The sequence below is a fragment of the Kribbella sp. ALI-6-A genome (assembly GCF_001984195.1).
Classification (GTDB): domain Bacteria; phylum Actinomycetota; class Actinomycetes; order Propionibacteriales; family Kribbellaceae; genus Kribbella.
The window spans coordinates 71,568-98,529 of the sequence record NZ_MTQN01000010.1; the positions used below are offsets into that span (position 1 = coordinate 71,568).

Below are 26,962 nucleotides of genomic sequence, written 5' to 3' on the forward strand. Positions count from 1 at the left end.
AGCGGTGTCTTCTACAGCCGCGCGAGCGCGACGGTGATGTTGTCCTGGCCGCCCTGGGCGTTCGCCCAGTCGACCAGCGCGGACGCGGTGGCCAGCGGCTCGCCACCGTTGGCCGCAGCGGTCTGACGGACCAGGTCGGCCAGCGGTGCCGCTTCGGAGCAGTAGTTCCACAGCCCGTCCGAGCAGGCCATCAGCCAGCCCGGTCCCGCCACCCGCAACGTGGTGGTGCGCGGAGTGTGGTCGGGAGCGTCCTTGCCCAGCCAGCGGGTGATCGCGTGGCCCTGCGGACCGGTCTCGGCCTCGTGCCGCGGTACGCCGGTCGCGATCAGCTCCGCGGCCCACGAGTCGTCAACGGTGAGCGCGACGGCCTCGGCGTTGTCCGGGAACCAGTACGCCCGGCTGTCGCCGACCACCCCGGCCACCAGCAGCCCCGCCTCGAGCACCGTCGCGACGAACGTGCACGACGCCGGGTTCGGGCTGTCCGGACTCGTGTTCGCCAGTACGGCGTCGCTCGCGGCGTCCGCGGCCGCGTTGAGCCGGGCGATCACCGCCGCCTCGCGGGACGCCTCCGTGCCCATGCCCTGGGCCTGGCCGGCGACCAGCACGTCGCGGGCAGCGCGGGCCGCGGCCAGGCTGGCCACGTCGGAGTCGAGCGACGAGCTCACTCCGTCGCAGACGACCAGCAGAGCCCGGCTGCCCGGCTCCGGGTCGGCGGCGATCGCCACGGCGTCCTCGTTGCGGCTGTGCCGGATGCCCCGGTCGCAGACGGCGGCGACCCAGGGAGCGGGCTGCTCGGTGAAGTGGTCGCGGAGCTTGGTGGCTTTGGTGCCGCAGGTTTCGCAGTAACCGTCCGCGCTGACCGTGCCACCGCAGGAGCGGCACGGACCGGGTACCACTGCGGCAGCGGCGCCGGGGTCACCGGTGTGCAGTTCGATCGTGGGCTCCGTGTCGGTGTCCAGCGCGGGCGTGGCCGGTGCGCTGGACTGCAGCTCGGCGCCGCAGTTCTCGCAGTACAGGTCGGTGCCGGACACCGGTTCGCCACACGCTGGGCAGACCGTTCGGGTCGTACTCGTCATCGCAACGTCCATCCTCGAACCTCGTTGGCCAGGTCGACCAGGGCGATCCGTTCCTCCCGGCTGCGGGCGTGGCCGGCCAGCTCACGGTAGGCCGACTCCAGGCCGGCGCGCAGGTCGGACTCCGTCGCGGCGCGCTGCGAGATCACCACTTGGGGGTCCGGGCCTCCCGCCAGCACGAGGTCGAGCGCCGTCCGGAACACGTTCGCCGACAGCGTCGCCCGGTCCACCGGGTCGATCGTCAGGGAGTCGATACTGCCCATGGCCTCCGCCAGTGCGCCCAGTCCACGCCCCGATCCTGCCAGCAGACCGGCTCGCATCCGGCGGGCCCGGATGTAGGCGCCGCTGGTCGGCGGGACCAGGTCGAGCGCGGCGACCGCCCCGTCGAGGTCACCGCGGTCGGACCGGATCGCCGCCAGCCCGAAGGCCGACGGGGCGATGTAGTTGGCGTCCGTGCGGGCACAGGTCAGGTAGAGCCCCTCGGCGACGTCGTACTCGCCGCTGAGCTGGCAGGACATCGCAAGAGCCAGCTTCGGCGCCAGCTCACCCGGCACCTGGCCGTAGACCGCGTTGAACGCCGACTGCGCCGCGGGGATGTCGTTGCGGGCCAGAGCCACCAGCCCGGCCATCCAGACCGCTCGCCACTCCCAGGGGTCCAGCTTCAGCAGGTCGGCGACGGCGGTGTCGACCAGGTCGTACTGGCCGGCGTCCAGAGCGGCTTGAGCGAACTCCAGCAGCGTTTGCGGCGTCGACACCGGTGCGTTGGACAACGCCTCCAACCGCTGCAGCGGGTCCTGCACGCTGACCGTCTTCAGCCACCCGGACATGGTGTCGCTCTCGTCCGGTAGCAGCGAGGGGAGACGCTGCCACGACAGCGCGGCCTCGCCGAGTCCGGCCGACCGGTCACCCGGGCTGCCGAACAGCAGCGACGACGTTGAGTGCTGCGCGGCGCCGTCCGGCTGCTTGGCCGCCACCACCTCCCGCAGTACGCCGAGCAGCTGCACGCGGAGCTCGTCGGCCGAGACGAAGCGGTCGGCCGGGTCCTTGGCGCAGGCCTTGAGCAGCAGGCGGTAGAACGAGTCGTACTCCTGGAACAGCGGCACGTCGGCGACCGGCGGCAGCGACGACAGATACGTCGACTGGTAGCCGCGGAACTCCATCGCCAGAACGGCCAGCGTGCGGCCGAGCGTGTAGATGTCGGAGGCGATCGACGTCCCGACCTCCGGCACTTCGGGCGCCTGGTAGCCGACCGTGCCGTAGATCGCGGAGTCCATGTCGTCGATCCGCCGGACGCCGCCGAGGTCGATCAGCTTCACCGCGTCGCCGACCTGGATGATGTTGTCCGGCTTGAAGTCGCAGTAGACCAGTTCGAGGTCGTGCAGGTACGAGAACGCGGGCAGGATCTCCAGGATGTAGGCGATCGCCTGGTCCAGCGGCAACGGGTCGTACCGGCCGTTGTTGGCCTGCATGCGCTGCTTGAGCAGGGTTTTCAGCGAGGTGCCGCCGACGTACTCCATCACGATGTAGCCGGCACCCTCGTGGGTGACGAAGTTGTAGATCTCGACGATCAGCGGGTGCTCGACCCGGGCCAGGAACTGCTGCTCGGCGATCGCCGCGGCGACGGCGTCGGGGTCCTCGGAGTTCAGCAGGCCCTTGAGCACGACCCAGCGGTCGGAGACGTTCTTGTCCTGGGCCATGTAGATCCAGCCGAACCCACCGTGCGCCAGGCAGCCGGCCACCTCGTACTGGCCGCCGACCAGGTCGCCCTTGTGCAGCTTCGGGGAGAACGAGAACGGGCTACGGCACTTGGGGCAGAACCCCTCGGTGCGACCCGGCTGGTCACCCCGCGCGCGACCGACCGCGTTGCCGCAGTTCGGGCAGTTCCGCCGGTCCTCCGGGACCATCGGGTTGGTCAGGATCGCCTTGCTCGCGTCGATCGGCGGGATCGTCGGCACGCTGGTCAGACCGGCACCCAGCCGAGCTCCCCGCAGCCGCGTCGACGAGGTCCCCAGCCGCCGGGTCAGCTTCGACCCGGCCGCCTGAGCGCGGGCAGAACCCAGCGGGGTCGAAGCCAGTCGATTGGACGCACGAGACACCGTCGACGGCGAGCTGATCGGCTCGCCGGCGCCTGGCCCCCCGGCGCCCGCTTGACTACTACCGCCGGCACCGCCGGGCGTGCCGCAGACATCGCAGTACCCGTCAACAACCGTCCCGGAGCAGCCGGGCTGCGTGCAGGCACCCGCAGCAGCCGGAGCGCCCAGCCCGGCAGTACCTCCACTGGGTGTGGTGACTGCGGGCGAACCGCAGACGTCGCAGTAGCCGTCGACTATGGAGCCGGTGCATCCCGGCTGGGTGCAGGTCATGTCGTCCCTCCGACACTGTTGTCCAGATAGGTCTGGTAGGCCGCGACGAGCGCTGCCAGGCGGGCCAGGTCGACCGGCTCCGCCGTCAGCACCTCGCGACCACGCCGGTACAGCTCGGCCAGGTCCTCGACCGTTCCCTCGGTGCGCGCGACACTGCCGGCCTTGACCCGGTACGCGTCCAGTCGCGCGGCCAGCTCGTCCCGCCGTTCCAAAGCACCGCCGTACGCCGACTGCGCCTGCCCGAGCGCCCGCCGTACGGCGTCGAGCCGGGTCAGGTACTTCTCCAGCTCGGCAGGCGTGTTCGGCACCGGCCCCAGCGCGGTCACATCCGGTACGCCGAGTCGCGGCGCCGGATGGACCGCTGCCACGCACCGGTCGGCCAGAGCGCGCACGGCCGTGCCCTGCGCCTCCAGCTCGGTCCGCAACGTCCGGGCGCGTGCCACGTCGGCAGCCCGCTCCCGCCGAGTCGCCGACCCGACGATCAGGTCGCGCTCGACTCGCGCCGCGTCCATCTCCAGCGGGCCGATCAGCCCACCGACGTCGGCGCCCCGCTTGGACCGCTCGGCCAGGTCGGTCACCCGCCGGTCGAGGTCGTGGTGCTTGGCGATCGCGTCGTTGCGGCCGGCCGCAGGCTCGCGCGCGACCAGGTCGTTGATCCGCTCGACCTGGGCCCGCAACTGCCGCAGCCGCGCGGCCAGGTCCGCGTCGCCGGGTTCCAGCGCGAGCTTGGCCCGCAGCGTCGCCGCCAGCGCGTCCGACAAAGTGCATGCCTCAGGCAACGAAACCGCGAGTGACCCGGCGCCGGCGCCACTGGCGACGGACGTGCCGCCACCGCCGCCGTCGCCCGCGCGCGGACCGACGCCGGTGTCCAGGCCGCCCCAGATCAGCGTCGAGATCCGCTCGGTCTCGACCGGACCGACCCGCCCGGAGTCCCAGGTCAGCAGGATCAGCTCGTACCGGTCCGAGACCGCCTTCCAGACCGCCATACTGAGCACGACGTCGGCGCTGAGCGCGTCGGCGTCGGCCGCGTGCAAAGCGGCCTGGTCGAGCTCGTCCAGCTCCGCGCGCCGGCGGTCGCGCCAGGTCCCGAGCGCGTCGAGCCAGGCCAGCAACTCCTGCGCCGGGATGCTGCTGCCGATCCGCCCCGGCGGCGCCGGCGCGACGGCGGTCGGCGTACGGACGGTCATCATCTCCTGCCGTACAAGGGCTTGGGCGGAGCCGGAGCGGGACCGAGCGTCGGCGCCAGCCACTTGTCGTAGGAGGCCTTCCAGCGCCCGTCGGCCTTCATCTGCTCGAGCACGCCGTTGACGAACTGGACGAAGTCCTTGTTGCCCTGGGGGATCCCCAGCCCGTACGGCTCGTCGCTGATCCGCTCGTTCGGAATGATCCGCGCGTACGGGTCCTGCGCGGCCTCGCCGGCCAGCACGGTGTCGTCACCGGTGATTCCGTCCGCCTTGCCCTGCTGGAACAGCACCAGGCAGCCGGTGTCGGTGTCGGCGGTGATCGCCTTGACGCCACGGTCCTTGTACTTGTTCAGGTTGTCCAGGCTGGTCGAGCCGGCCGGTGCGCAGACCGTCTTGCCGCTGAGGTCGGCCAGGCTCTTGGCAGGCGAGTCGCGCTGGACCAGCGTCTTCTGGCCCGACCGGTAGTACTCGGCCGAGAACGCGATCTGCTGCCAGCGGGCGCAGTTGATGGTCATGTTCCGGGCGACGATGTCGACCGAGTTGCGCTGCAGCGCCGGGATGCGCTGCGGGCTGGAGATCACCACTAGCTCGACCTTGTTCGGGTCGCCGAAGATCGCCCGCGCGACCTCGCGGACCATGTCGATGTCGAAGCCCTCGATCGCGCCGGTGATCGGGTTGCGCGACCCGAGGTTCAGGCTGTCCGCGGAGATGCCGGCCCGGAGCCGGCGGTTGCGGTAGATCTCCTCCATCGTGGAGCCGGCCGGCATCTGGTGCGGCGGGGGCAGTGCGCCCGTAGGAGCGATGGAGCGCAGTTCGTCGACGCCGTTGTTGGTGCAGTTCGGCCCGGCCGGTGGCGGCGCCGTACTGGTCGGGGCCACCGGCTTCGGCGGGATCTCGGTGGCCGCGTAGTCGGCCGAGCCGCAGGCGGTCAGGGCGAGCAGCGTCAGTGCGCTGCCGGCGGCGATCAGCTGCTTCTTCATCGGTATTCCCCCAGTCGCTGGGACAGGCCCCAGGCGGCGAGCAGTGCGGCCGCGATCCCGATCGGCAGGCCGAGCCACTCGATCGGTGGCAGCGCGCCGCGGGCCAGACCGAGCTGCTGCTGTGCCGCGTTGCTGGTTGTCTCCAGGCTCGCGGCCGACGACTTGTCGAAGGTGCCGAAGTACGTGTTCGCCGAATCCCCGCCGGATCCGATCGCCAGGTTCACCGCTTCGTCCCAGTTGCCGCGGTCGTCGGCTCTGCGGATCGCCTCGTGGCTGCGCTTGTAGTCCTGCCAGCCGCGCGGCGCACCGACTCGCCCGACCTTGGCGAGCTCCGCGTCGACCCGCTGGGCCGCTTCCTTCCACCCCTTCTCGAACTCCGCACCGGAGCCGCGGGCGATCAGCGTCAGGCTTTCGTTCGACTTCGCGTCGTACGCCGCGATCCGCGCCCGCGAGAGGGCCAGCGCGTTCGCGTAGGTGTCGCCGCGGGTGTCCTCGGCCGTGCTGCTCGCCTCGGCCATGCCGGCACCGCCGATCACCATCGTCACCAGCACCAGGACGGCTCCGACGGCGAGCGGGATGTTCAGGTACCGGTGGGTTCGCTTGGCCAGCCAGATCATCGTCACCACCAGGACGGCCAGGCTGACGAGCCCGCCGACGATCAGCCAGACGTTGCCGTCGCCGACGCCGTCGAACTCGGTGTCGACCCGGTCCTCGTTGGCCGAGACCAGCGCGTTGAGCAGCGGCAGCGAGTCGTTCTGCAGGGTCGCGTTGGCGTCCTTCAGGTACTGCGAGCCAATCGGCAGGCCCTGGCGGTTGTTGGCCCGGGCCTGCTCGATCTGGCCGTTGTAGGTCAGCAGCGTGGTGTTGAGCTGGCCGAGCACGGTCTGGTCGGCCGGCTGCGCCGTGGCGGCCTCGGCGATCAACCGGGAGGCCGTCGCCAGCGAGTCGACGAAGTGCTGGCGCTGGGCCGGCGGCTCCAGCCCACCGACCAGGAAGGCGTTGGTGGCGTCGGCGTTGGCCGCGACCAGGCTGGTGTGGATCGCCTGGACCCGGACCAGCTGGGCGGTGTTCGCCTCGGCGCGCTGGAGGGCTCCGTCGGACTGGCGGAAGCCCTGCGCGGCGGCCAGGCCGAACAGCACGGACACCACCGCGGACAGGATGAGCAGCGCGCGCATCCGGCCCGGCGTACCGGCGAACCACTCGCCGAGCGGTCCACGCCGGGGCGTCGACAAGCTCTGCGGCGGCTGCGGCGCGCCGCTCGGGGCGGCCGGCGTGGCCGGCGGCGACCAGGTCGCCGGGGGCGCGCTGACTGTCTGGGTCACGCCTGTTCTCCTTGCTCGGGCGGCACAGTCTGATCTTCACTGAGCAGCTCTGTTCCGACGGCTGTGCTGCCAGGACCGGTCGGCGGGTGCAGTTCCTCGTCGGTCAGGTCCACGGCGAGGATCTGACGCAGCTGGTCGGTGGTGGGTGCCGTGACGTCGCGCAGCCGCCAGGCGTGCCGGCCGATCGCGGCCTCCAGCACGTTGCGGGCGAAGCGGCCGTTGCCGAACGAGCGGCCCCGCGGGGTGGACGACAGGATCACCTGGAAGTGCTCCAGCGCCTCCGGGGTCAGCTCGTAGTCGGCGGCCTCGGCCAGTCCGGTCAGGATGTCGGTGAGCTCGGCGTCGGTGTAGTCGTCGAAGCCGATCGTCGTGCGGAACCGGCTGGCCAGGCCGGGGTTGGCGGCGATGAAGGTCTGCATCGGCTCGGGATAGCCGGCCACGATCACGACCAGGTCGTCGCGGCGGTCCTCCATCTCCTTGACCAGGGTGTCGACCGCCTCGCGGCCGTACTGGTCGGTGCCCTGGTCACCCGAGGTCAGGCTGTAGGCCTCGTCGATGAACAGCACGCCACCGGCCGCGGAGGCGACGACCTCGGCGGTCTTGGTCGCGGTCTGGCCGAGGTACCCGGCGACGAGTTCGGACCGGTCGACCTCGACGAGCTGCCCCTTGGACAGCAGCCCGAGGGCCTTGTAGATGCCGCTGACCAGTCGCGCCACGGTCGTCTTGCCGGTGCCGGGGTTGCCGACGAAGACCAGGTGACGGGTGATGGTCGGACTCTTCAGCCCTGCTTCGGTCCGCAGCTTCTCCACCCGCAGTACGGCGACCTGCCGGTGCACCTCACGCTTGACCTTCTCCAGCCCGGTCAGCGCGTCCAGCTCGGCCAGCAACTCCTCGACCGTGCGCTCCGGCTCAACAGGTGCTGGTTCTTCGGTCTTCTCGGGAGCTGCTGGTGCCGCGGGAGTACTGCTGACTTGGAGAGGGCGTGCGCCCGCCGCCTGGAGCTGGGCGGCCGCTGCGACGGATGCGTTGCCGATGACCCGCATCGTCGGCTCGCCCAGCGAGCAGCTGGCCGACGCGACCTCGGCCAGCGCCTCGGCGTACGGGATCTTCTCGGGTGAGCTCTGCGCGACCAGCTCGCTCAGTACGGCGGTCGGCGCGCCCCGCCATCGACGGCCGCGGACGGCGGCGTCGAAGAAGTCCTGGGTGGTCGCGCCCGGCGTCACCGCTGCCCAGTCGGCCGGAGCGCCGGGAGCGGACTCGGCCAGTGCGGCGGCGAGTGAGAGGCCTTCTGCCCGGGCAGAGTCCTCGGACACCCCGGCGCGCGCGGCAACGGTCAGCAGGCCCGCCAGTGCGTCCTTCAGCGAACTACCCCCCACGCTGCTCATGAGCCTCCTCGTCCTGGCGGTGGTTGCAGTGGGCCCCCACCTGGGGGCGGTGTGCTGGGTGGGACGTCCGGCGGCTGTGTCGAGGTCGTCTCGCCCAGTGCCAGCCCTCCACCGGTGGATCCGGTGCCGAACTTCTCCTGCAGGAACCTGCCGTGCGCGACCAGCGCGGCCGCGTCGGCCCGGTTCACCGCGTCGAAGACCTTGTCCATCGTGGACCCCAGCAGGTCCAGCTGGTCGATCAGCAGCATCAGCGACGTCTTGCCACGGTCCACCGGCCGGCTGTCGGCCCACTGGCGCGGCAGCCGCAGATACCCGCCGATGGCCTCCGGCAGGTAGTCCGTCGCGGTCGCCATCACCGAGTACGCCTGGGCGCTGCCGCCGAGGTTCCCGAGCCGCGGAATGGTCTCCCGTACGGTCCGGACCACCCGGTTGACCCGGGACGCGACCACGGCCGGTACGGCGCCGTCCGCGACCAGCTGCTCGACCCGGACCAGCGCGGCGAGCAGGTCGTCGGTGGTCGGCGCACGGGGAGTCGGGGCAGGCTCGGGCTCCGCCTTGCGGCCGGTCAGCCGCGCGAAGAAGTCACCCAGCGCCATGCAGTCCTACCCGTCCCCCCGCTCGTGGACCGACCGGTCCGGCTGTCCTGGTCCCGCGGCTCAGCGGCCGAGGTCGAGGCTGCCCTGGATCACCCGCTGGTCCTGCTGGGCGACGCGCTCCAGGTAGCTGCGGGACTTGGTCACCTCGGTCTCCAGCGTGCCGATGGTGGCGGCCATGCTGTCCAGCGCCTCGACCTTGAAGGTGTCGATCGCGTCCATGGTGGCGTAGATGTTCGCGAACGCCGCCTGCAGCTGCGGCAGCCCGATGCTGGCCGACGCGGCCTGCTGCTGGATCGCGACCGAGTTGTCCCGCAGCATCTGCGAGGTGCGCTCGATCATCCCGCTGGTGGTCGTGTTCAGCGCGGTGATCTGGTCCAGCACGAGCTTCTGGTTGCCCAGCGCCTGAGCCACGATGACCGCCGTCCGCAGTGCCGAGACGGTCGTGGTCGAGGCCCGGTCGACACCCTTGATCAGCTCGATGTTGTTCTTGATCACGATGTCGATGGCCAGGTAGTTCTGGATCGACACGGCCAGCTGGGTGAGCAGGTCCTGGTGCTTTTGCCGCACGTAGAACAGCACGTCGTCGCGCAGCGCCTTGGCCTTGTCCGGGTCGGTCGCGTCCAGCTCGGCGATGCTCGCCGACAGCCGCGCGTCCAGCCGCTCCGCGACGTACACGTACTGGTTCAGCCGGGTCATCGCGTCCCAGAGCTGCTGCTTTTCCAGGTTCAGCGCGGCGTTGTCCTTGGCGAGCTCGTCCTGGCCGTCGCGCAGCGCGTGCAGGATGCCCTCGAGGTGGCTCTGCGCGCTCTGGTACTTGCGGAAGTAGTCCTCGATCTTGTCGCCGAACGGGATCATCCCGAGCAGCTTCTTCGCGCCGGTGGCTTCCTTGGGGTCAAGGTTCTCGACCGTACGGCGCAGGTCGAGCAGCGTCTTGCCGACCGTCGAGCCCTCCGACAGCCCGCCGCTCTGCAGCGCGCGGACCGGTGACTGCAGCAGCCGGTTCGAGCTCTCGGCGGCGTGCCGGATGTCGACGTCACCCATGCTGCGCACATCGGTGGCCTTGGCCGCGAACTCCGGCGACCGCGGCGCGGCGGTCATCAGCGAGCTGAGGAATCCGTCGACCTTCGCGTCCAGCCCCGGCAGCGCGGCCGGGTCGACCGCCGGCGCCATGCTCGGCGCGGCCGTCGCGGCGACGGGCTGTGCCGGCGCGGGTGCGGTGAGTATCAGGCCGGGCGCGGTCGCGGTCGGCGGCTGCAACGGCGACGGCTGCGCCTGCGCGGCTCCCGCTCCGGCTGCCGGTGTCCCCGCGGTGCTGTCGGCTTCGGTCATCGTCGTTCCCCTCCGGTGGCCTGCCACGGGCTCGCGCCCGCGTCCCCTGTCACACACTCCGTGACGCGGAGACAATCTACGCGGTTCCCGGTCCGTTGGCTCCCGCCGTAACGGAGTCGTTGTCAGGACAAGGAGTCAGGCGCGGACGTAGCTGACGAAGCTGAAGCCGTCGTGGGGCTCGCGGGCGGTCTCGGTCCAGGCGGTGGGGTCGAGTTCGGGGAAGGTGACGTCGCCGGCGGGGGACTGGTCGACCTCGGTGAGTTCCAGGCGGTCGGCGGACGGCAGGGCGAGGCGGTAGATCTCGCCGCCGCCGGCCACGAAGACGTCGTTGCCGTCAGCAAGTTTCAGGGCGTCGTCGAGGGAGTGCGCGACCTCGACACCGGGGGTGGACCACTCGGTCTGCCGGGTGATCACGACCGTACGCCGGCCGGGCAGCGGGCGGCCGATCGAGTCGTAGGTCTTGCGGCCCATCACCAGCGTGTGCCCGAGGGTGAGCTGCTTGAAGTGGGCCAGATCCTCGCGGATCCGCCAGGGCAGGTCGTTGTCGCGGCCGATCACCCGGTTGCGGCCGAGCGCCGCGATCAGGACGACGCTCATACCGCGATCGGCGCCTTGATCCCCGGGTGCGGGTCGTAGCCGACCAGTTCGACGTCGGCGATCTCGTAGGCGTCGATCGAGTCGCGCCGGCGGAGGTTCAGGGTCGGCAGCGGGCGGGGCTCGCGGGTGAGCTGGAGCTTGGCCTGGTCCAGGTGGTTCAGGTAGAGGTGCGCGTCGCCGAGCGTGTGCACGAAGTCGCCGACCCCGAGCCCGGTCTGCTGGGCGACCATGTGGGTCAGCAGCGCGTACGACGCGATGTTGAACGGGACGCCGAGAAAGATGTCCGCCGAGCGCTGGTACAGCTGGCAGGACAGCTTGCCTTCGGCCACGTAGAACTGGAACATCGTGTGGCACGGCGGCAGGGCCATGGTGTCCAGCTCGGCGACGTTCCAGGCGCTGACCAGGTGCCGGCGCGAGTCCGGGTTCTGCTTGATCGCCTCGATCACCGCGCTGATCTGGTCGACGTGCCGGCCGTCCGGAGTCGGCCAGGAGCGCCACTGGTAGCCGTAGACCGGGCCGAGCTCGCCGTCGTCACCGGCCCACTCGTCCCAGATCGAGATGCCGTTCTCCTGCAGCCACTTGACGTTGGTCGAGCCGCTGAGGAACCAGATCAGCTCGCCGACCACCGACTTCAGGTGCAGCTTCTTGGTGGTCACCGCGGGGAACCCGGCGCTCAGGTCGTAGCGCGCCTGGTGCCCGAAAACACTCAGCGTGCCGGTGCGGGTGCGGTCGCCCTTCTCGACACCGTGGGTGAGAACGTGGTCGAGGAGCTCCAGATACTGCCGCATGCCGCCGACCTTACAACCGGCCCCCGCTCTGCCCGCGATGCCACTCCTGCCGGCTACGGCAGCGGGCTGGCAGACTCGCGCGGGTGAGTGATGTGGAGTACGTGCTGACGCTGGTCGCGCACGTGGAGAAGAACGAGCGGCCGGCGCAGACCGACGCGCTGGAGACCGCGGCGCGCGCCGTCCTGGCGATCCTGGCCGACGAGCGCTCGATCGGCGAGGGGGAGTGGGCCGAGGCGATGCGGGCCTGGCAGGACGCCCGGATCCGGAAGGTCGTACGACGTGCGCGTGGCGCGGAGTGGCGCCGGGCGTCGGCGCTGCCGGGGATCACCGTCCGCAGTGGGGAGCCGGTCGAGCCGGTCGAGCCGGAGGAGCCGGCCGGAGCGGCTCAGGTAGAGGAGCCGGCCGGAGCGGCTCAGGTAGAGGAGCCGGCCGGGCCGCCGCCGGCGGAGGTTCGGGTGTTTCCTCCGGTGCCGGTGGACGAGCTGCCGAAGGACCTGGCCAAGTTGCAGGTGACCGGGACCGATCTGGAAGACGGCGAGTTGCCGGCGGTGGCGCCCGGCGTACCGGTGCTTTGGGTGAACCCAGGACTCGAGATGTCGACCGGCAAGACGATGGCCCAGGTCGGCCACGCCGCGCACCTCGCCTGGTGGGCGCTCTCGGACGCGGCGCGGAAGGCCTGGATCGACGACGACTTCCGGCTGGCGGTGCGGACCGCGTCGCCCGAGCGCTGGAAGCAGCTGCTTCGCAGCCGTCTGCCCGTCGTCCAGGACGCGGGCTTCACCGAGGTCGAACCGGGCAGCCGGACCGTCGTCGCGGACCACCCGCACCTGCACTAGCGGCTGACCCGATAGTGCAGGTGGGTGACCCGATCGCCCTCGACGACCTTGGGGTTGTCGAGCAGCACCTGCTCTCCGGCGTAGTCGCCGAAGAACGGCACGCCGGTGCCGAAGACGACCGGGACCAGGCTGTAGGCGATCTCGTCGACCAGCCCGGCGGCCAGCGCCTGGCCGGTCAGGTTGCCGCCGGTCACCGCGACGTCGCGGTCCCCGGCGAACTCCCGGGCCTGCGCGATCGCGTCCTCGATCCCGGCGGCGAACGTGAACGGCGCGGCCGGGAACGACCAGTCCGTCGGCGGTGTGTGGGTGACGACGAAGACGTGCTCGCCGACCGCCGGTACGCCGTTCCAGCCGTTGGTGATGTCGAACAGCCGCCGCCCGATCACGCACGCGGCGACCTTCGGCCAGGACGCGTTGATGTAGTCCGCGCTGGCCTGACTGACCCTGAACGGCCGGCCCGGATCGGCGCCGTAGACCTCCACCGGGCCGTTGCCGTACCAGTCGAACAACGGCCCGACGTCGTCGTTGGTGTCCGCCACGAAGCCGTCCAGCGAGACGACGGCCGACGCGATCACGTTGCCCATCACGCGCTCTTGCGTACGGCGTATGTGAGGTGCTGCGCGTTCGGCGTCGACACCGCCGACGTCAGCTCCAGGTCCACCCGCGGACCGGGACCCGCGGGAAACAGCCTCGTCCCGTCGCCCAGGACGACGGGCGCGACGTGCAGGACCAGGGCGTCGGCCAGGCCGGCCGCGAGTGTCGCGTGGCAGATCTCGCCGCCGCCCATCACCACGACGTCCTTGTCCCCGGCGGCCTGGCGGGCCTGACCGATCGCGTCGGCGAGGTCGGTGACGAACGTGAACCGGTCACCGAGCCGGGTCGTGGCCGGCGGCTCGTGGGTGACGACGAAGATCGGCGGCTTCCGCTCGCCCTCGTGGGTGGCGCCGTAGCCCATCTCCTCGTTCCAGCCGTCGGGGGCGTCGATCACGTCGAACAACCGCCGGCCCTGGATCACCGCGCCGGTCTGTTCGAAGCTCCGGTCGAGCGCGGCCCGGTCCTCGTCGGTGCCTTCGAAGATCCAGGTGTGCAGCGCCTCGCCGTTGTCGCCGAGGCCGTTGCCCGGGCCGGCGTTCGGCCCGGTGACGTAGCCGTCCAGGGAGACGGTGATCTCGACCAGCACCTGGCTCATCGGCCGGCCTCCTTCGCGACCAGCGCGGTCAGCTTCTCCATCGCGTCGTTGAGACCCTGCTCCATGCCGCTGGCGACCATGCCGTCGCGGGCCTCGACCGACGGGAACACCGACCAGGTCCGCAGCCGGACGCCGTTCTCGGTCGCGGTGTAGGTGGCCTTCTCCAGGCTGACCTCGCCGGGCAGCCCCTCGTACTCGAAGGTCTGGATCACCATCGCGCCGGGCTCGATGGCGTGGAAGACACCGCGGAACGCGTACTCGGTGCCGTCGGCGGTGCGGTGGATGTAGCGGTAGCGGCCACCCGGGCGGACGTCGTACTCGACGACCTCCATCTCCAGGTCGTTCGGGCCGAGCCACTGGCTGACCAGGTCGGGGTCGGTGGAGACCCGGAACAGCTGCTCCGGGGTGGCGTCGAAGTCGCGGATCACCTCGATGAACGGGGTGTTCGCGGGGGCGTTGATGGTCGTGTCGCTCACTGGTCCTGCTCCTTCACGGTGTCGAGGAGAGCGTCGATCCGGCGGAACCGGCGCTCGGTCTCCAGGCGGTACTGGTCGATCCAGCTGGTCAGCTGCTCGAGGGCGCTGGGGGCGAGGTGGCACGGACGGCGCTGACCGTCCCGGGTGCGGGTGATCAGTCCGGCGGCCTCCAGGACGGAGATGTGCCGCGAGATCGCCTGCAGCGTGATCGGGAACGGCTCGGCGAGTTCGTTCACCGTGGCCGGACCGCGGGACAGCCGGGCGATCAGAGCCCGCCGGACCGGGTCGGCCAGGGCGAGGAACGCCCGGTCGAGTGCCTCTTCGTCAAACGCCATGTTTATCAACCAATGCCTTGATCAACTGATGTGTTGAATATAGGGCGAGTGTCGAGCGGAGGTCAAGCAGGAAGTTCGAGCAACTTTGGTTGACATTGGGGCGTTGTCAACTTAGGTTGCTAAGAGAGGAGGTGGCCGATGGAGAAGTTGGTGGATCCGGCGGATCCCGGGGCCGGGCTCGCGGCGGTGGTCGCGTTGCGGCGGCTGGCGGACCGGCTGGAGGACAGCCAGGTGGAGCAGGCGATGCGGGCCGGCTGGAGCTGGTCCGACGTGGCCGAGGTGCTGGGAGTCACCCGGCAGGCCGTGCACAAAAAACACGCCAAGCGGCTGATCGCCGCGGGCGTCGCCCTGAGGAGGCGCTGATGAGTGGAAGTACCGCTGCCAAGGATGTCCGGTCGGTGCTGGTGCGCGGTGCGCGCGAGGAGGCGCGGCTGGACGGTTCGTCGACGATCGAGGCCGAGCATGTGCTGCTCGCCTTGGCCGCACTCGAGGGTACGGCGACCGCCCGGTTGCTCGCCGCGGCCGGTTTGAACCGGGACGGCGTACGGGCCGTGCTGGATCGTGAGTGGGAGCAGAGCCTGGCCGTCGCCGGGGTCCGGATCGATGCGGGACAGTTGCCGACGGCAACACCCGATCCGACCCGGACGCCGCGGATCGGCGAGTCGACGGTCAGGTTGCTGCAGCGCGCGATGGACGCGTCCAGCGAGCTCGGAGGTGGGCGGATCACCGCCACGCACATGCTGGTCGGCGTGCTGGACACCAAGCTGGGCAGGGTCTCCCGGGCGCTGGACCTCGCCGGCGTCGACCGTGCCGCACTGCGCGCCCTCGCGGCGGAGTCCGCGCAGCGCGGCGAACGCTGAGGTCAGACCGTCGCGAAGCCGGCCATCATCGCCATGTCCTCGTGCTCGAGGTTGTGGCAGTGGATCAGGTACTTGCCGCGGTGGGCGGTGAAGCGCACCAGGACGTCGACCACCTCGGCGGGCCGGACATCGACGGTGTCCTTCCAGCCGCCGTCGTACGGGCCGGGTGGGCCGCCGCCGCGGCGCAGGACCTGGAACGGCGCGAGGTGGACGTGGACGGGATGGTGCACGTCGGTGACGAACGACCAGACCTCGTACTGGTCGAGGTTCACCGTCGCCTGCATCACCTCCCGGTCGAACGGCTTGCCGTTGATCGTCCACCCGCGGTGTCCGCCGGCCACGCCGCGGCGGAAGCGCCACTTGCGGCGGACAAGGCCTTGCGGCTCGGGCGTTCGGGCGTACGACGAGAGCTTCGCCGGAACGTTGCTGTCGTCAACCACCTTGCGAGCGACGACGAAGCGCATCACCTCGGCGGCCCGGCCCGTGCCGAGCTTGTTCTGCAAGGTGACCTCGGTTCCGACGGCGTACTGCGAGAAGTCCACAACCACGTCGAACCGCTCGGCCGGTGCGACCACCAGAGTCTCGTGCTCGACCGGTGCGCCGAGCAGACCGCCGTCGCTGCCGATCTGGACGAACGTGCCCCGGCCGTCGAGCGCCAGCTCGTAGCGCCGTGCGTTGGCGGCGTTGAGGATGCGGAAGCGATAGCGCGCGGCGTCCACCTCCAGTACCGGCCAGGGTGCGCCGTTGACGAGCTGGACGTCGCCGATGACGCCCTCCATGTACTTCGACTCGACGCCCGGCCCGTCCTTCAGTGCGGGATAGCGGAACGAACCGTCAGCGTGGAACGCGCGGTCCGCCAGGATCAGTGGGATCTCCCGATCGCCTGCAGGCAAAGGGAGTGCGTCCTCTTCGGCATCGCGTACCAGGTGCAGGCCGAAGAGGCCTCGGTAGACCTGTGGAGCGGTGTAGTCCATCCGGTGGTCGTGGTACCAGAGGGTTGCGGCCCGCTGGGTGTTCGGGAAGGTGTAGCTCCGGCTGCCCGTCTTGACGTCGCCGCCGGCCATGCTGTGGTGCCCGCCGTGGTTGTGGTGACCCCCGTGGGGCAGCAGCAGGTCCAGTGGCCAGCCGTCGCTGCTGGCCGGGGTGTGCCCGCCATGCAGGTGGACGACGGTCGGTACGTCGAGCTGGTTGACCTGCTCGACCACAGTGGTCCGCCCGCTGCGGACATCGAAGGTCGGGCCGGGCAGCAGGCCGTCGTACCCGAGCACCTCGGTCTTGAGGCCCGGCAGGATCTCCAGCGACGCCTTCTGCTGCACGACGCGGTAGTAGTCGGCCTTGGCGTCGCTGCGGATCGGCCGCTTGACCGGTGGGATCGGGAGCGGGACCTTGAACGCCTCCGGCAGTGGTACGGCGCTGGTCAGCAACTCGGCAGTCTGGCCGGGCGACGCGTCCAGGCCGCAGCCGGCCAGTGTCGCGGCACCGGCGACGCCCAGGAACCCGCGGCGGGACAACCTCATCGAACGACCTCCTGATGGCGGAAGGACCACACCGTCATCCCCACGACGGTGACGACGATCGCCGTACCGAGCGGCACGTGCACGGCGAAGTTCTGCAGATGACCGAAGACCAGCTGGACGAAGTCGGCGAAGAACAGAACGAGCGTGACCAGCGCGGGCCAGAGCCGGCCGCCGCCGGGGCGCCAGTACAGGACGGCGACGACGAACTGCAGCATCGCGACCATCCACAGCGTCGAGCCGATCGGGCTGTGGATGTCGATGGCGTCGGCTTCGCCGGACAGGAAATAGCCAGCCAGGATCGGCTGGGCGATCACCAGTGCGGCGTGCAGCAGCAGGACGATCCGCAGCATCCACAGCGTCACGCGCGGCTTGCGCTGCACGCGCGGTCCGGTCTCCACCACGCCCGACATGCGGCCACCGCCGTACGCCGGACCGCCCAAGCGGCGCAGACGATGCTGCCGGCAACTACCACCGTACCGAGCGGCACGTGGAGAGCCAGCTCCCGGCCGTAGCCCGCGTGAACCATCAGGGCTTCGCCGGTGAGCAGCGCCGCGCTCAGCAGGATCGGCCAGAGCAGGCGTGTGGTCCGCCACGTCAGGCCTGCGAGGGCGAGCTGGACGAGGCAGAGCGAGGAGGCGGTGAGGCCGGCCACCTCGTGGATCCGCCCAGCGCTGCCTTCGCCGTTCAGGTAGATGCCGGCGAGTACTGGCTGCGCGCAAACCACGACGGCGTGCAGCACCGCGACGGCACGGAAAAGCTTCATGCCGCCACTGTAGTAGCGTGTCTACATGTAGCGCGACCAGGTAAACCCTGAGTCGCCCCTGGCGGCTACGGCATCAGAGCCCGCCGGACGGTCGCCGCCAGCGCCTGACGGCGACGTTCGTGCACCTCGTCGGTGTCGTCCGGGCCGGCGGCGTGAGTCAGGCTGGCTGCCGCCCAGGTGCTCGCCAGGGCGATGAGCATCGAGTGCACGTCCACCGGATCCAGGTCCGCCACGACGTGGCCGCTGCGTTGCGCCGCCTCGATCGCGGCCAGTTTGTCCTTGTCGTGGCCGGCCCAGTCGGCGAACAGGTCGCCGGTCGGGGTGCGCTCGAGCCGGGCCCAGGTCGCCAGCCGAACCAGCTCCGGATGCTCGACGTTGGAGTCGTAGAGGCGTGCGGCGTACCCGGGCAGGTCGTCGGCGGTCAGCGGGACCTGGTCGATGTTGGCCACGACGTGCTCGGCCAGGACGACGTCGAACAGGGCGTCCTTGTTGCCGTAGTACGCGTAGAGCTGGGCCTTGTTGGCCTTCGCGTCGGCCGCGATCCGGTCGACCCGGGCGCCGGCGATGCCGTGGGTCGCGAACTCCGCGGTCGCGGCGTCGAGAATGCGCCGCCTGGTGGCTTGTCCATCTCCCATGAACCCCATCCTACTCGAAACAAACTGGTTGGTTTGTTTTTGCAGCGGTAGCGGCCTAGAGTCGAGAAAACCAACTGGTTTGTTTCTGACTAGGGAGTTGTGGCATGCAGCAGCGCACACTCGGCCGCGAAGGCCTGACCGTGTCCGCCCTCGGACTCGGCACGATGGGCATGACGATGGCGTACGGCGCGCCCGACGCCGAGGGGGGAATCGCGACGATCCGGCGGGCCTACGAGCTCGGGATCACGTTCTTCGACACCGCCGAGCTGTACGGCGCCGGGACCGGGAGCAACGAGCAGCTGCTCGGCCGCGCGGTGAAGGACTTCCGCGACGACGTCGTGCTGGCGACCAAGTTCGGCTTCGACATGACGAAGAACCCGCTCGAGGGCGAGGCGCTCGACAGCCGGCCGGAGAACATCCGCAAGGTCGCCGAGAACAGCCTGCGCTACCTCGGCACCGACCGGCTCGACGTGTTCTATCAGCACCGGGTCGACCCGGCGGTGCCGATCGAGGAGGTCGCCGGCGCGGTCGGCGAGCTGATCCAGGCCGGCAAGGTCCGGTACTTCGGGTTGAGCGAGGCCGGGCCGGAGGCGATCCGCCGGGCGCACGCCGTCCAGCCGGTGTCGGTGCTGCAGACGGAGTACTCGCTGTTCGAGCGCGAGGTCGAGGACACCGTGCTGCCCGTCGTACGGGAGCTGGGGATCGGGTTCGTGCCGTACTCGCCGCTCGGGCGGGGTTTCCTGACCGGAGATGTTCGGCCGGCCAGTGAGTACCCGGAGGACGACATGCGAAGCTTCGACGATCGCTGGCAAGGCAAGAACTTCGAGGCGAACCTGGCGGCGGTCGAGGAGCTGAAGACCTTCGCGGAGAGCAAGGGAATTACGGCGACACAGCTGGCGCTGGCGTGGCTGCTGGCCCAGGGCGACGACATCGTGCCGATCCCGGGGACCCGCAAGGTGCACCGGATCGAGGAGAACGCCGCCGCGGCGGCGGTGGAGCTGACGACCGCTGACCTGGAGCGGATCCGGGAGATCCTGCCGCACGGTTCGTACGGCAGTCGTTACCTGGCCCAGCACATGCCGGAGTGGGCTCGCTGAACCGGCCGAGCCGCACTGCTAGGTGAGCTGGCCCAGCCGCGAGACCGAGATGCCGGCGCGTTCGCAGACCCAGTGTGGGTCGGGGCCGAGCTCGGGCTCGATCCGCAGTTCGTGGTCGTTGAGGTCGTCGCAGGCCGTGCAGCGGGGCCAGCGCACGCCGGAGTCGGTGAGCCGGTCCTGCATGTCCTGCGCGACCAGGCCGGCGATGTGCTCGGCGCCGTCCGGCCACTGGTCGAGCCACCACTGCCGCTCGGCGACGGCGTCCTCGAGCGCGGACACCGTGACGGCGTCGTCGAATCCCCGCGCGGCCAGGTCGTGAAGCACCAGCGCGCGGGCGGTCAGCAAGATCCCCGGCTCACTCATCGCCCTTCAGCCTGCCAGACCCCACCGACAAACCCCACACCCCCGTCCCAGCCCTCCCGCCCCATTTCGACGGTTGACCCCCGCAGTTGCGGGTTCCATGGCTGCCTGCGGACCTGGAACCCACCTGTTCCAGGGTCAACCATCCAAATGGGGTTGGGGCGGAGGGCGGTTGCGGGGTGGTGGAGGGCAGGGCTGAGGGTGCGTCGGCGGGCTCAGCGGGTGACCGGGTCGCAGGTGGGGTCGAGGCGGTTGGCCAGCCGGAGCTCGCGTTCGGCGACCGAGCGCAGGATGGCCACGGTCCGGGCGCGCAGGGCGAGACCGCGGCGCGGACGGCGCGGCTCGTGCGGCTGCTGGGGAGCGTCGGGCAGGGCGGAGTGGGACAGCGATCGGGCGTTCTCCACGGCGGTGTTGCCGGCGATGAACATGGTGGTGCTCCCTTCGAAAAGAGCGTGGTGAAGTGTCCGGCGGCCGGACGGCCGTCGGTCGGTCAGTGGGTGGTGAGGTTCAGTTACGCGGTGCCGGACCGCTGCTGGAACGGACGACCAGCTCGGTCGGCATCATGATCTGGCGTTCTTGTACGGCGGGGTCGAGCAGCACGCGGCCGACCATCCGGCCCTTGTCCTTGATCGGCTGGCGGACCGTGGTCAGCCCGGCCGGTTCGGCCTGCGGGATGTCGTCGAAGCCGGCCACGGTCAGGTCCCGGCCGGGAACCAGCCCGCGGGTCTTCATCGCCTCCATCGCACCGAGCGCCTGGACGTCGCTCAGCCCGACGATCGCGGTCGGCCGGTCCTGGGAGTCCAGCACCCACTCGGCCCCGATCAGTCCGGAGCTGAACGCGTTGTGCCCACCGGAGACCAGCCGGATCCTGGCGTCCGGCATCTCCTTCTGCAGGCCACGGATCCGCAGCTCGCAGTCGGTGTAGCCGACCTCGTCCAGCGTCATCTCGACCGGCTGGGTGCCGGCCGCCTCCGCGTTGTCGACCAGGACGACGACCTCGCGGTGCCCGAGCCGGTTCAGGTGCTTGCCGAGCTTGGCCGCGGCCTCCACCTCGTCGATCGCGACCCAGGACAGGTCCGGGTGGTCACCGCGGTCGGTCGACACCATCGGGACGCCGCGCGCCCGCAAGGTGTCCAGCGCCGGGTGCCCGCCCGCGACACAGAAGATCGCGGCCGCGTCGATGGCCGCCTGCTGGACGGCGTTCGTCCCGCCCTGGATGTCGGACGAGCTGAGCGGCATCAGCAGCAAACTGGTGGCGAACTCCTCGGCGACCTCGGCGAGACCGGCCAGGAAGCCCACGGCGTACGGGTCGGAGAAGGCGTAGGCGAGCTTGTCGGTGAACAGCACGCCGACCGCGCCCGCCTTGCCGCTGCGCAGCGCCCGCGCCGAGGCGTCCGGCCCGGCGTACCCGAGCTCGCGGGCGGTCTCGAGGATGCGCTCGCGCAACGCCGCCGACAGCTGGTCGGGCTTGTTGTAGGCGTTCGAGACGGTCGACGGCGACACTCCGACGGCCTGCGCGACGGTCTTCAGCGTGACTCCCGGCGACATCGGTCCCACCCTTCTCGAACAGTCTTCTGTATCGTTCTTCTAAATCGATCTAGAAAAACGATACAGAAGATCGCCGGGCAGTGCAACGGGAAATCTGACCAGGCTCTGCTGGATGATGGTCGCCATGGGGTCGTTGCTCGAGGTCATCGCGTTGCATCCGGCGGATGCCGAGGCGGCTCAGGAGGGTGGGGCGGACCGGCTGGAGCTCTGCGCGTCGATGGAGGCGGACGGGCTGAGTCCGTCGGTGTCGACGGTCAGTGCGATCCGGCGGGTGACCGACCTGCCGTTGCGGGTGATGCTGCGGCTGACCGACTCGTTCGCGGTGAACGGCGCGGAGCTGAACCGGCTGACCGCGATGGCGCAGTCCTACCTGAGCGCCGGGGCGGACGGGTTCGTGCTGGGCTTCCTGACGCCGGACAACGAGATCGACACCGAGTCCGTCGCGGCGCTGGCCGGCACGTTCGCCGGGACGCCGTGGACGTTCCATCGCGCGATCGACCACGTGCTCGAGCCGCGGCCGGCGTGGCGGGCGCTGCGGACGCTGCCGGGTCTCGACACCGTGCTCACGGCGGGTTCGGCGCTCGGCGTCGGCCACGGGCTGGACGACCTGACCGCGCTGGCAAAGGCCGAGCCGGCGGTCGCGGGCGTGATGATGGCGGGCGGCTCGCTGCAGCCGGAGCACGTGCCGTGGCTCTACCAAGCCGGCGTACGCAAGTTCCATGTCGGGTCGTCGGTGCGCCAGGACGGTTCGTGGACCAAGGCCTACGTGAACTCGCGCTTCGTCCGGTCGTGGCGCAACCTGCTGGACGCCCAGGACACCAAGGAGACGACCGCGTGATCCTGATCGACCCCCCGGTCTGGCCGGGCTGGGACCGGGTCTGGTCGCACCTGGTCAGCGACGAGTCGTACGACGAACTGCACGCCTTCGCCCGCAAGGTCGGCATCCCCGCGCGCGGCTTCGACCGCGACCACTACGACGTCCCGTCCGACCTGTACGACGACATGGTGGCCGCCGGCGCGACGCCGGTGCCGAGTCGCGTCCTGGTCCGGCGCCTGATCGAGTCCGGCCTCAGACACCGCAAGGGAGAATAAAAGGTGCCCCGGGCAACTAGCCCGGGGCACCTTCTCTTCAATCGAGCAGCTCGGTCACCGTGCCGGCGGCGACGGTGTGGCCGCCCTCGCGGACGGCGAAGCCGAGGCCGACGTTCAGCGCGACCGGCTTGGCCAGCTCCACGCCCAGGTCGACCGTGTCGCCGGGCATCACCAGGGCGATCTCACCCAGGTCGATGCCGCCGTCCACGTCGGTGGTCCGGATGTAGAACTGCGGCCGGTACTCGGCGCCGAACGGGCTGTGCCGGCCGCCCTCGGCGGTCGACAGCGCGTGCAGCGTCGCCCGGAACTTCCGGTGCGGCGTCACACTGCCCGGCAGCGCGACGACCTGACCGCGACGGACCTCGTCGCGCTTCACGCCGCGCAGCAGGATCGCCGCGTTGTCGCCCGCCTCCGCGGACTCCAGCGACTTGCCGAACGTCTCCATGCCGATCGCCGTACTGACGACCGTCGGACCGAGGCCCACCACCTCCACGGCGTCGCCGAGCTTCAGCGAACCGCGCTCGACCGCACCGGTGACGACCGTGCCGCGACCGCTGATCGTCAGCACGTTCTCGATCGGCATCAGGAACGGCTCGCCCAGCTCACGGTCCGGTGTCGGCACGTAGCTGTCGACGGCGTCCAGCAGTTCACCGATCGACGCGGTCCATTGCGGGTCGCCCTCCAGGGCACGCAGCCCGGAGACGCGCACCACCGGCACCTCGTCGCCCGGGAAGCCGTACTCCGACAGCAGTTCCCGGACCTCCAGCTCGACCAGGTCGAGCAGTTCGGGGTCGTCGACGGCGTCCGCCTTGTTCAGCGCGACCACCAGGTACGGCACTCCGACGCGTTGCGCGAGCAGCACGTGCTCACGGGTCTGCGGCATGGCGCCGTCCTGCGCCGACACGACCAGGATCGCGGCGTCCACCTGGGCGGCACCGGTGATCATGTTCTTCACGTAGTCGGCGTGGCCCGGCATGTCCACGTGCGCGTAGTGCCGGGTGGCGGTCTCGTACTCGACGTGCGAGATGTTGATGGTGATCCCGCGCTGGACCTCCTCCGGCGCCCGGTCGATCCCGTCGAAGGCGACGAACGAGTTGAGGCTCGGGTCGCGCTCGGCGAGCACCTTGGTGATCGCGGCGGTCAGCGTGGTCTTGCCATGGTCCACGTGGCCCATGGTTCCGATGTTGAGGTGCGGCTTGGTCCGCACGAACTGGCTCTTGGCCATGATGTGAGTTTTCCCTTGCTGGTCAGTGGATTTGACGAGAGCCAGGACCCCCGGCCACCACGTCACCGCACAGCACAAGGGCTGCGAGGGAGGGGGCCGGTTGCCGTGCCACCCTCCTCCGCGGGTCCTGCTTCAGCAGGAGGAGGGTCGGCTTCGCGCGCCGGTGAACAGATCTGAATCCGCTGACGCCCACGCGGCAGCGCCCGTCAGGCACAGGCCCGACAGGTACGCAGCAGAATCCGCGCGGAACATGGTCATCACGGTAGGCATCAACCACGCCCGGGGCAACGGAATTCCCTCAGCCCAGATAGGCCCGGCGAACCGCCGGGTCGAGCTTGTCCACGGCGTACCGCAAGGCCGGCCGGGCCAAAGAGCTCGCATGCTGGTCGAGCCACGCGCGCAGGGCCGGCTCGTCCTGCACACCCGCGTATTTCAAGGCGATCCCGACCGGTTTGCAGACCACGGGATCGGCGTCCTCGGCGAGCAACGAAGCCAGCGCGAACACGTCGGCGAGGTCGTGCGGCCGGCCTGATCCGACGAAGCCGAGCGGTGCGGTCATCGCCGTACGGCGACGCAGCGGGTCCGTCGATCGGGCCAGCTCGAACAGCGGGTCGCGGGGCCGGTCGTGCAGGTAGCCGCCGATGACGCGGGGCGCCGCCCGGTCGACCATGTCCCAGTTGTCGATCCGGTCGTGCCGGGCCAGGTACAGCTCGTACGCCGCCCGGCGCTCGTCGTCCGGCAGCTTCGCCTTGCGGACCTTGAAGTCGAGCACACAGAACGCCGCCAGCCTCGGCTCGTACGCCGTGGCGTCCAGCAGCCGGTCGACCTCGGTCATCGGCAGGCCGGTGAAGGACTTCGCCATCGAGAACACTGTGCCCATCCGGACGCCGAGCACGCCGCCGTCACCGTGGTAGTGGCGTTGCGGGTACTTCTCCGGGTCCGCGGCCGACCGCAGCGCGTCGACGAGGGCGGCGGCGTCCATGGTCAGTTGAGCGCGAACAGCCGGACGCCGTCGCTGAAGATCGGGCGGCCGCCGGCCACGGCGACCGCCGGTTTGCCGCAGGTGACCTTGTCCCGCCCGGCGGCCTTGGCTGCGTCAGGACTCGCGACGATCGGCCGGGGCTGGACGCCGGTGGTGCCGATCATGACGGGAGTGCAGACGCCGTTGGGCTGGGGCATCAGCGTGACCACACGACCGTCGGGCAGCAGGCCGAAGCCGTCGCGGGGGAACGCCGGGTTCTGCAGCCGCGGCGGGACCTCGAGCAGGTGGTGCCACTGCGGCGTACCGTCGGCGGGGCTGGCCGCCGACACGTCGTACGTCTGGGGCTCGCCGGGCTCGGTGCTGGTCCGGCAGGTCACCAGGACGATCGTCGTGTGGGTCGCGGCGAGCTGTGCGTCGCAGGAGGACGCGCCGAGCCGCGGCCTCGGCGTACCGGGGACCGGGGTGGTCCACAGCATGCGGCCCTCGCCGACGTCGACCGACCACTGGTGCAGAGTGCCGCCGGCGTCGCTGGTCCAGACCAGGCCGGAGACCTCACGGGTGTCCGGTACGGCGACCAGCTCACCGATCCAGGTGGACGGGTCCAGCTCGGCGCTGAGCTCGAACTGGATGCCCAGGTCGACGTCCCACTTCTGGTCGCCGTTGGCCAGGTCCAGGCCACGGACTTCCGCGCCGTTGCCTCCACAGGCATCGACCACGACGGCCTGGTCGGCCAGCAGCACGCCGCGCGTCACCGCGCACTGCAGCCGGGTCCGCCAGTGGGTGGGGCTGCTCACCCCGTGTGCCACGACGTAGTTGTCCTCGGCGACGAGCAGCTGGTTGCGGTCGACCGCCAGCGCGGTGCCGTCGGTGTGGACCTCGGTCAGCACCTCACCGGTGTCCGCGTCCAGTACGGCGTACGTCGGCAGCTCGATCCCACTCGGCGCGTGGTTGCCGCCGTGCGGGAGGTGGGCGGCCAGGGTGCGGCCGTCGCTGGAGACCAGGAGGCCGCGCGAACCGTTCGAGGCCGCGTCCACGACGTCGGCGCGGGAGTACCGCCAGCGGATCTGACCGGTGGTCGCGTCGGACATCACCACGCCGTCCGGGCGGAGCTCGGCGACGCCGCCGACGGTTCCGGCGATCGCACCGGTGGCCGGGACCTCCCTGCTCCACGCGAGCTCGCCGTCCAGCTGCACCGGCATCACACCGGCGGGCACGGTCGCAGTGGTGCTCACAGTGTTGGCTGTCTCGAGCCGGGCCTGCACGAACGGCTCACCGGCGGACACCATGATCCAGGCGAGCACCGACGCGCAGACGACGGTCACTCCCAGGCCGAGGGCTCGCGGTGGCGACACGGCGTACGGCGGAGCCAGTCGCAGGCGGCGGGCCAGCGCCAGGAGTGCTCCGGCGATCAGGAGGGCGACCGAGGCGAGCATCAGGTACGGCCAGCGCTCACTCAGCGCGGCACCGGGCTGTGCGGCCGGCCAGCGCCACCAGCACACCCCGACGGCGACCACCCCGACGACCGAGAACAGGATCGCGGGGATGGTGATCAGCTTGGACCGGTTGCGCCGGAACCAGGCACAGGTCAGTCCGGCCGCGACCGCCGTACCGGCGATCGGGGTCCAGACCGGGAACCCGGTGGACTCGTCCGGGGCGACCGGCCAGTGGGCGGCGGCGCCGAGGCCACGGCCCAGCAGGACCGAGGCGGCGATCACCACCCCGAGCGCTGCCCCCAGGTAGATCATCGGGATCAGCCCGGAGATCGGACGCGCCGCCTTCGGGGCCCAGCGGGCCAGCTCGCGCTCGAGGTTGGCGTGGGCGGCCTTCTCCCAGTGCTCGCGGCCGTGGCTGGTCGCGTACAGCGGGGTCTCGGCCAGGTTCTGCAGGAAGCTCATCCGGCCGCGGGCGAAGTCCCGGTCGGGGATGTGCTCGTACTCGGCCCGGATGCCGACGGCGTACTCGTCGTAGCGCTCGGCGTCGAGGCTGAGGATGCGCAGGTCGGCGTCGCACAGCACCGCGCCGTTGGCGTCACCGGGCTCGCAGTCGTGCCGGGCGGTCAGCCGGATCAGCCGGCCGATCTCGGCCACCCGGTCCGCCTCCACGCCGTACGCCGCCAGCTCGAGCTCGGCCAGCTGCGCCGAGACCTCTTCGTTCTCGCCGGGGTCGGCCTGCGGGTCGTAGATCGCGTCGTGGAACCAGGCGGCCAGCCGGACGGTGTCGGCGTCGTCGGCCAGGTCGGCCAGTTCGTCGATGGTGGCCAGCATCTCGGCCAGGTGCCGCTGGTCGTGATAGTGGCGATGCAACTCTGCGTAGCGGGCCAGCAGGTCGTCGCCCAGCGGCTGCGCGTGCGGCAGCAGGCGATTCCACTGGTCGCGCAGGTCCATGGTCACCGAGTCTGACACCCGCCAGGACCCGCGACCGACCGATCCG

Annotated in this window: 30 protein-coding genes; 6 read left to right on the forward strand and 24 right to left on the reverse strand. The window is 70.7% G+C overall.

The window, feature by feature from the left end; translation table 11 throughout:
* Nucleotides 1–11: 11 nt before the first annotated feature.
* The 10 genes from BWI15_RS14655 to BWI15_RS14700 all read right to left on the reverse strand — a co-directional run bounded on the left by BWI15_RS14655 (nt 12) and on the right by BWI15_RS14700 (nt 11,617).
* Nucleotides 12–1,076, reverse strand: coding sequence for a PP2C family protein-serine/threonine phosphatase (locus BWI15_RS14655; RefSeq protein WP_237771289.1), 1,065 nt, complete (start codon nt 1,074–1,076; stop codon nt 12–14).
* Nucleotides 1,073–3,436, reverse strand: a complete 2,364-nt coding sequence (locus BWI15_RS14660; RefSeq protein WP_077014969.1) for a serine/threonine-protein kinase — start codon at nt 3,434–3,436, stop codon at nt 1,073–1,075. Before BWI15_RS14660 ends, BWI15_RS14655 begins: the two co-directional genes overlap by 4 nt.
* Nucleotides 3,433–4,626, reverse strand: a complete 1,194-nt coding sequence (locus tag BWI15_RS14665) for a hypothetical protein (protein WP_237771290.1) — start codon at nt 4,624–4,626, stop codon at nt 3,433–3,435. The genes BWI15_RS14660 and BWI15_RS14665 overlap by 4 nt, the downstream gene beginning before the upstream one ends.
* Nucleotides 4,623–5,600 carry a glutamate ABC transporter substrate-binding protein gene (locus BWI15_RS14670; RefSeq protein WP_077014971.1) on the reverse strand — a complete coding sequence of 326 codons (978 nt, stop codon included), beginning with the start codon at nt 5,598–5,600 and terminating at the stop codon, nt 4,623–4,625. The genes BWI15_RS14665 and BWI15_RS14670 overlap by 4 nt, the downstream gene beginning before the upstream one ends.
* Nucleotides 5,597–6,922, reverse strand: coding sequence for a hypothetical protein (locus BWI15_RS14675; protein WP_077014972.1), 1,326 nt, complete (start codon nt 6,920–6,922; stop codon nt 5,597–5,599). The genes BWI15_RS14670 and BWI15_RS14675 overlap by 4 nt, the downstream gene beginning before the upstream one ends.
* Nucleotides 6,919–8,307: an AAA family ATPase gene (locus tag BWI15_RS14680; RefSeq protein WP_077014973.1), complete on the reverse strand. Its 1,389-nt coding sequence runs from the start codon at nt 8,305–8,307 to the stop codon at nt 6,919–6,921. Before BWI15_RS14680 ends, BWI15_RS14675 begins: the two co-directional genes overlap by 4 nt.
* Nucleotides 8,304–8,903, reverse strand: a complete 600-nt coding sequence (locus BWI15_RS14685; RefSeq protein ID WP_077014974.1) for a hypothetical protein — start codon at nt 8,901–8,903, stop codon at nt 8,304–8,306. Before BWI15_RS14685 ends, BWI15_RS14680 begins: the two co-directional genes overlap by 4 nt.
* Nucleotides 8,904–8,963: 60 nt before the next feature.
* Nucleotides 8,964–10,232, reverse strand: a complete 1,269-nt coding sequence (locus BWI15_RS14690; protein WP_077014975.1) for a toxic anion resistance protein — start codon at nt 10,230–10,232, stop codon at nt 8,964–8,966.
* Between the two features lie 135 nt (nt 10,233–10,367).
* On the reverse strand, nt 10,368–10,829 hold the full coding sequence (locus BWI15_RS14695) for a dihydrofolate reductase (RefSeq protein WP_077014976.1): 462 nt from the start codon (nt 10,827–10,829) through the stop codon (nt 10,368–10,370).
* Nucleotides 10,826–11,617: a thymidylate synthase gene (locus tag BWI15_RS14700; RefSeq protein WP_077014977.1), complete on the reverse strand. Its 792-nt coding sequence runs from the start codon at nt 11,615–11,617 to the stop codon at nt 10,826–10,828. The genes BWI15_RS14695 and BWI15_RS14700 overlap by 4 nt, the downstream gene beginning before the upstream one ends.
* A gap of 83 nt (nt 11,618–11,700) precedes the next feature.
* Here BWI15_RS14700 and BWI15_RS14705 point away from each other — a divergent pair, with 83 nt between their 5' ends.
* Nucleotides 11,701–12,453 (forward strand): peptidyl-tRNA hydrolase, encoded by a 753-nt coding sequence (locus tag BWI15_RS14705; protein WP_077014978.1) that lies wholly within the window; start codon nt 11,701–11,703, stop codon nt 12,451–12,453.
* On the opposite strand, the gene BWI15_RS14710 is transcribed toward BWI15_RS14705, so the two are convergent.
* From BWI15_RS14710 to BWI15_RS14725, 4 genes are read right to left on the reverse strand one after another with little or no spacing between them, the layout of a single operon-like run.
* The gene (locus BWI15_RS14710; RefSeq protein ID WP_077014979.1) at nt 12,450–13,037 is read right to left on the reverse strand and encodes a dihydrofolate reductase family protein; all 588 of its coding nucleotides are present in this window, start codon (nt 13,035–13,037) and stop codon (nt 12,450–12,452) included. The two genes, BWI15_RS14705 and BWI15_RS14710, sit on opposite strands and share 4 nt — an antisense overlap.
* Entirely contained in the window at nt 13,037–13,642 is a 606-nt protein-coding gene (locus tag BWI15_RS14715; protein WP_077014980.1) for a dihydrofolate reductase family protein, read from the reverse strand. The genes BWI15_RS14710 and BWI15_RS14715 overlap by 1 nt, the downstream gene beginning before the upstream one ends.
* On the reverse strand, nt 13,639–14,118 hold the full coding sequence (locus BWI15_RS14720) for an SRPBCC family protein (RefSeq protein ID WP_077014981.1): 480 nt from the start codon (nt 14,116–14,118) through the stop codon (nt 13,639–13,641). Before BWI15_RS14720 ends, BWI15_RS14715 begins: the two co-directional genes overlap by 4 nt.
* On the reverse strand, nt 14,115–14,453 hold the full coding sequence (locus tag BWI15_RS14725) for an ArsR/SmtB family transcription factor (RefSeq protein WP_077014982.1): 339 nt from the start codon (nt 14,451–14,453) through the stop codon (nt 14,115–14,117). Before BWI15_RS14725 ends, BWI15_RS14720 begins: the two co-directional genes overlap by 4 nt.
* 138 nt (nt 14,454–14,591) lie before the next feature.
* On the opposite strand from BWI15_RS14725, the gene BWI15_RS14730 reads away from it, so the two are divergent.
* Both BWI15_RS14730 and BWI15_RS14735 read left to right on the forward strand, forming a co-directional pair.
* Complete coding sequence (locus BWI15_RS14730; RefSeq protein ID WP_077014983.1) at nt 14,592–14,816, forward strand: hypothetical protein; 225 nt, start codon at nt 14,592–14,594, stop codon at nt 14,814–14,816.
* Nucleotides 14,816–15,313 carry a Clp protease N-terminal domain-containing protein gene (locus BWI15_RS14735; RefSeq protein WP_077014984.1) on the forward strand — a complete coding sequence of 166 codons (498 nt, stop codon included), beginning with the start codon at nt 14,816–14,818 and terminating at the stop codon, nt 15,311–15,313. Before BWI15_RS14730 ends, BWI15_RS14735 begins: the two co-directional genes overlap by 1 nt.
* 2 nt (nt 15,314–15,315) lie before the next feature.
* Here BWI15_RS14735 and BWI15_RS14740 read toward each other — a convergent pair whose 3' ends face one another.
* From BWI15_RS14740 to BWI15_RS14755, 4 genes are all read right to left on the reverse strand, one after another.
* On the reverse strand, nt 15,316–16,830 hold the full coding sequence (locus BWI15_RS14740) for a multicopper oxidase family protein (RefSeq protein WP_077014985.1): 1,515 nt from the start codon (nt 16,828–16,830) through the stop codon (nt 15,316–15,318).
* Nucleotides 16,827–17,240: a hypothetical protein gene (locus tag BWI15_RS14745; protein WP_077014986.1), complete on the reverse strand. Its 414-nt coding sequence runs from the start codon at nt 17,238–17,240 to the stop codon at nt 16,827–16,829. Before BWI15_RS14745 ends, BWI15_RS14740 begins: the two co-directional genes overlap by 4 nt.
* Nucleotides 17,189–17,593, reverse strand: coding sequence for a hypothetical protein (locus tag BWI15_RS14750; RefSeq protein ID WP_077014987.1), 405 nt, complete (start codon nt 17,591–17,593; stop codon nt 17,189–17,191). Before BWI15_RS14750 ends, BWI15_RS14745 begins: the two co-directional genes overlap by 52 nt.
* A gap of 65 nt (nt 17,594–17,658) precedes the next feature.
* On the reverse strand, nt 17,659–18,228 hold the full coding sequence (locus BWI15_RS14755; protein WP_077014988.1) for a TetR family transcriptional regulator: 570 nt from the start codon (nt 18,226–18,228) through the stop codon (nt 17,659–17,661).
* Between the two features lie 104 nt (nt 18,229–18,332).
* Between BWI15_RS14755 and BWI15_RS14760 the strand changes: the two genes are divergently transcribed.
* On the forward strand, nt 18,333–19,325 hold the full coding sequence (locus BWI15_RS14760; protein ID WP_077014989.1) for an aldo/keto reductase: 993 nt from the start codon (nt 18,333–18,335) through the stop codon (nt 19,323–19,325).
* Between the two features lie 18 nt (nt 19,326–19,343).
* Here the strand turns inward: BWI15_RS14760 and BWI15_RS14765 are convergent, their stop codons facing one another.
* The 3 genes from BWI15_RS14765 to BWI15_RS14775 form a co-directional block, all read right to left on the reverse strand.
* Entirely contained in the window at nt 19,344–19,688 is a 345-nt protein-coding gene (locus BWI15_RS14765) for a hypothetical protein (RefSeq protein ID WP_077014990.1), read from the reverse strand.
* A gap of 212 nt (nt 19,689–19,900) precedes the next feature.
* Nucleotides 19,901–20,113, reverse strand: a complete 213-nt coding sequence (locus tag BWI15_RS14770; RefSeq protein WP_077014991.1) for a hypothetical protein — start codon at nt 20,111–20,113, stop codon at nt 19,901–19,903.
* Nucleotides 20,114–20,192: 79 nt separating this feature from the next.
* Nucleotides 20,193–21,233: a LacI family DNA-binding transcriptional regulator gene (locus BWI15_RS14775; RefSeq protein WP_077014992.1), complete on the reverse strand. Its 1,041-nt coding sequence runs from the start codon at nt 21,231–21,233 to the stop codon at nt 20,193–20,195.
* A gap of 124 nt (nt 21,234–21,357) precedes the next feature.
* Here BWI15_RS14775 and BWI15_RS14780 point away from each other — a divergent pair, with 124 nt between their 5' ends.
* Both BWI15_RS14780 and BWI15_RS14785 read left to right on the forward strand, forming a co-directional pair.
* Nucleotides 21,358–22,071, forward strand: a complete 714-nt coding sequence (locus BWI15_RS14780) for a copper homeostasis protein CutC (protein ID WP_077014993.1) — start codon at nt 21,358–21,360, stop codon at nt 22,069–22,071.
* Nucleotides 22,068–22,325: a DUF4031 domain-containing protein gene (locus BWI15_RS14785; RefSeq protein WP_077014994.1), complete on the forward strand. Its 258-nt coding sequence runs from the start codon at nt 22,068–22,070 to the stop codon at nt 22,323–22,325. The genes BWI15_RS14780 and BWI15_RS14785 overlap by 4 nt, the downstream gene beginning before the upstream one ends.
* Nucleotides 22,326–22,362: 37 nt before the next feature.
* Here the strand turns inward: BWI15_RS14785 and tuf are convergent, their stop codons facing one another.
* From tuf to BWI15_RS14800, 3 genes are all read right to left on the reverse strand, one after another.
* A complete protein-coding gene (gene tuf / locus BWI15_RS14790) occupies nt 22,363–23,550 on the reverse strand; it encodes an elongation factor Tu (RefSeq protein ID WP_077014995.1) in 1,188 nt (395 codons plus the stop codon).
* A gap of 298 nt (nt 23,551–23,848) precedes the next feature.
* Nucleotides 23,849–24,532: a DNA alkylation repair protein gene (locus BWI15_RS14795; protein WP_077014996.1), complete on the reverse strand. Its 684-nt coding sequence runs from the start codon at nt 24,530–24,532 to the stop codon at nt 23,849–23,851.
* A gap of 2 nt (nt 24,533–24,534) precedes the next feature.
* Entirely contained in the window at nt 24,535–26,916 is a 2,382-nt protein-coding gene (locus BWI15_RS14800) for a PQQ-binding-like beta-propeller repeat protein (RefSeq protein ID WP_077014997.1), read from the reverse strand.
* Nucleotides 26,917–26,962 lie beyond the last annotated feature (46 nt).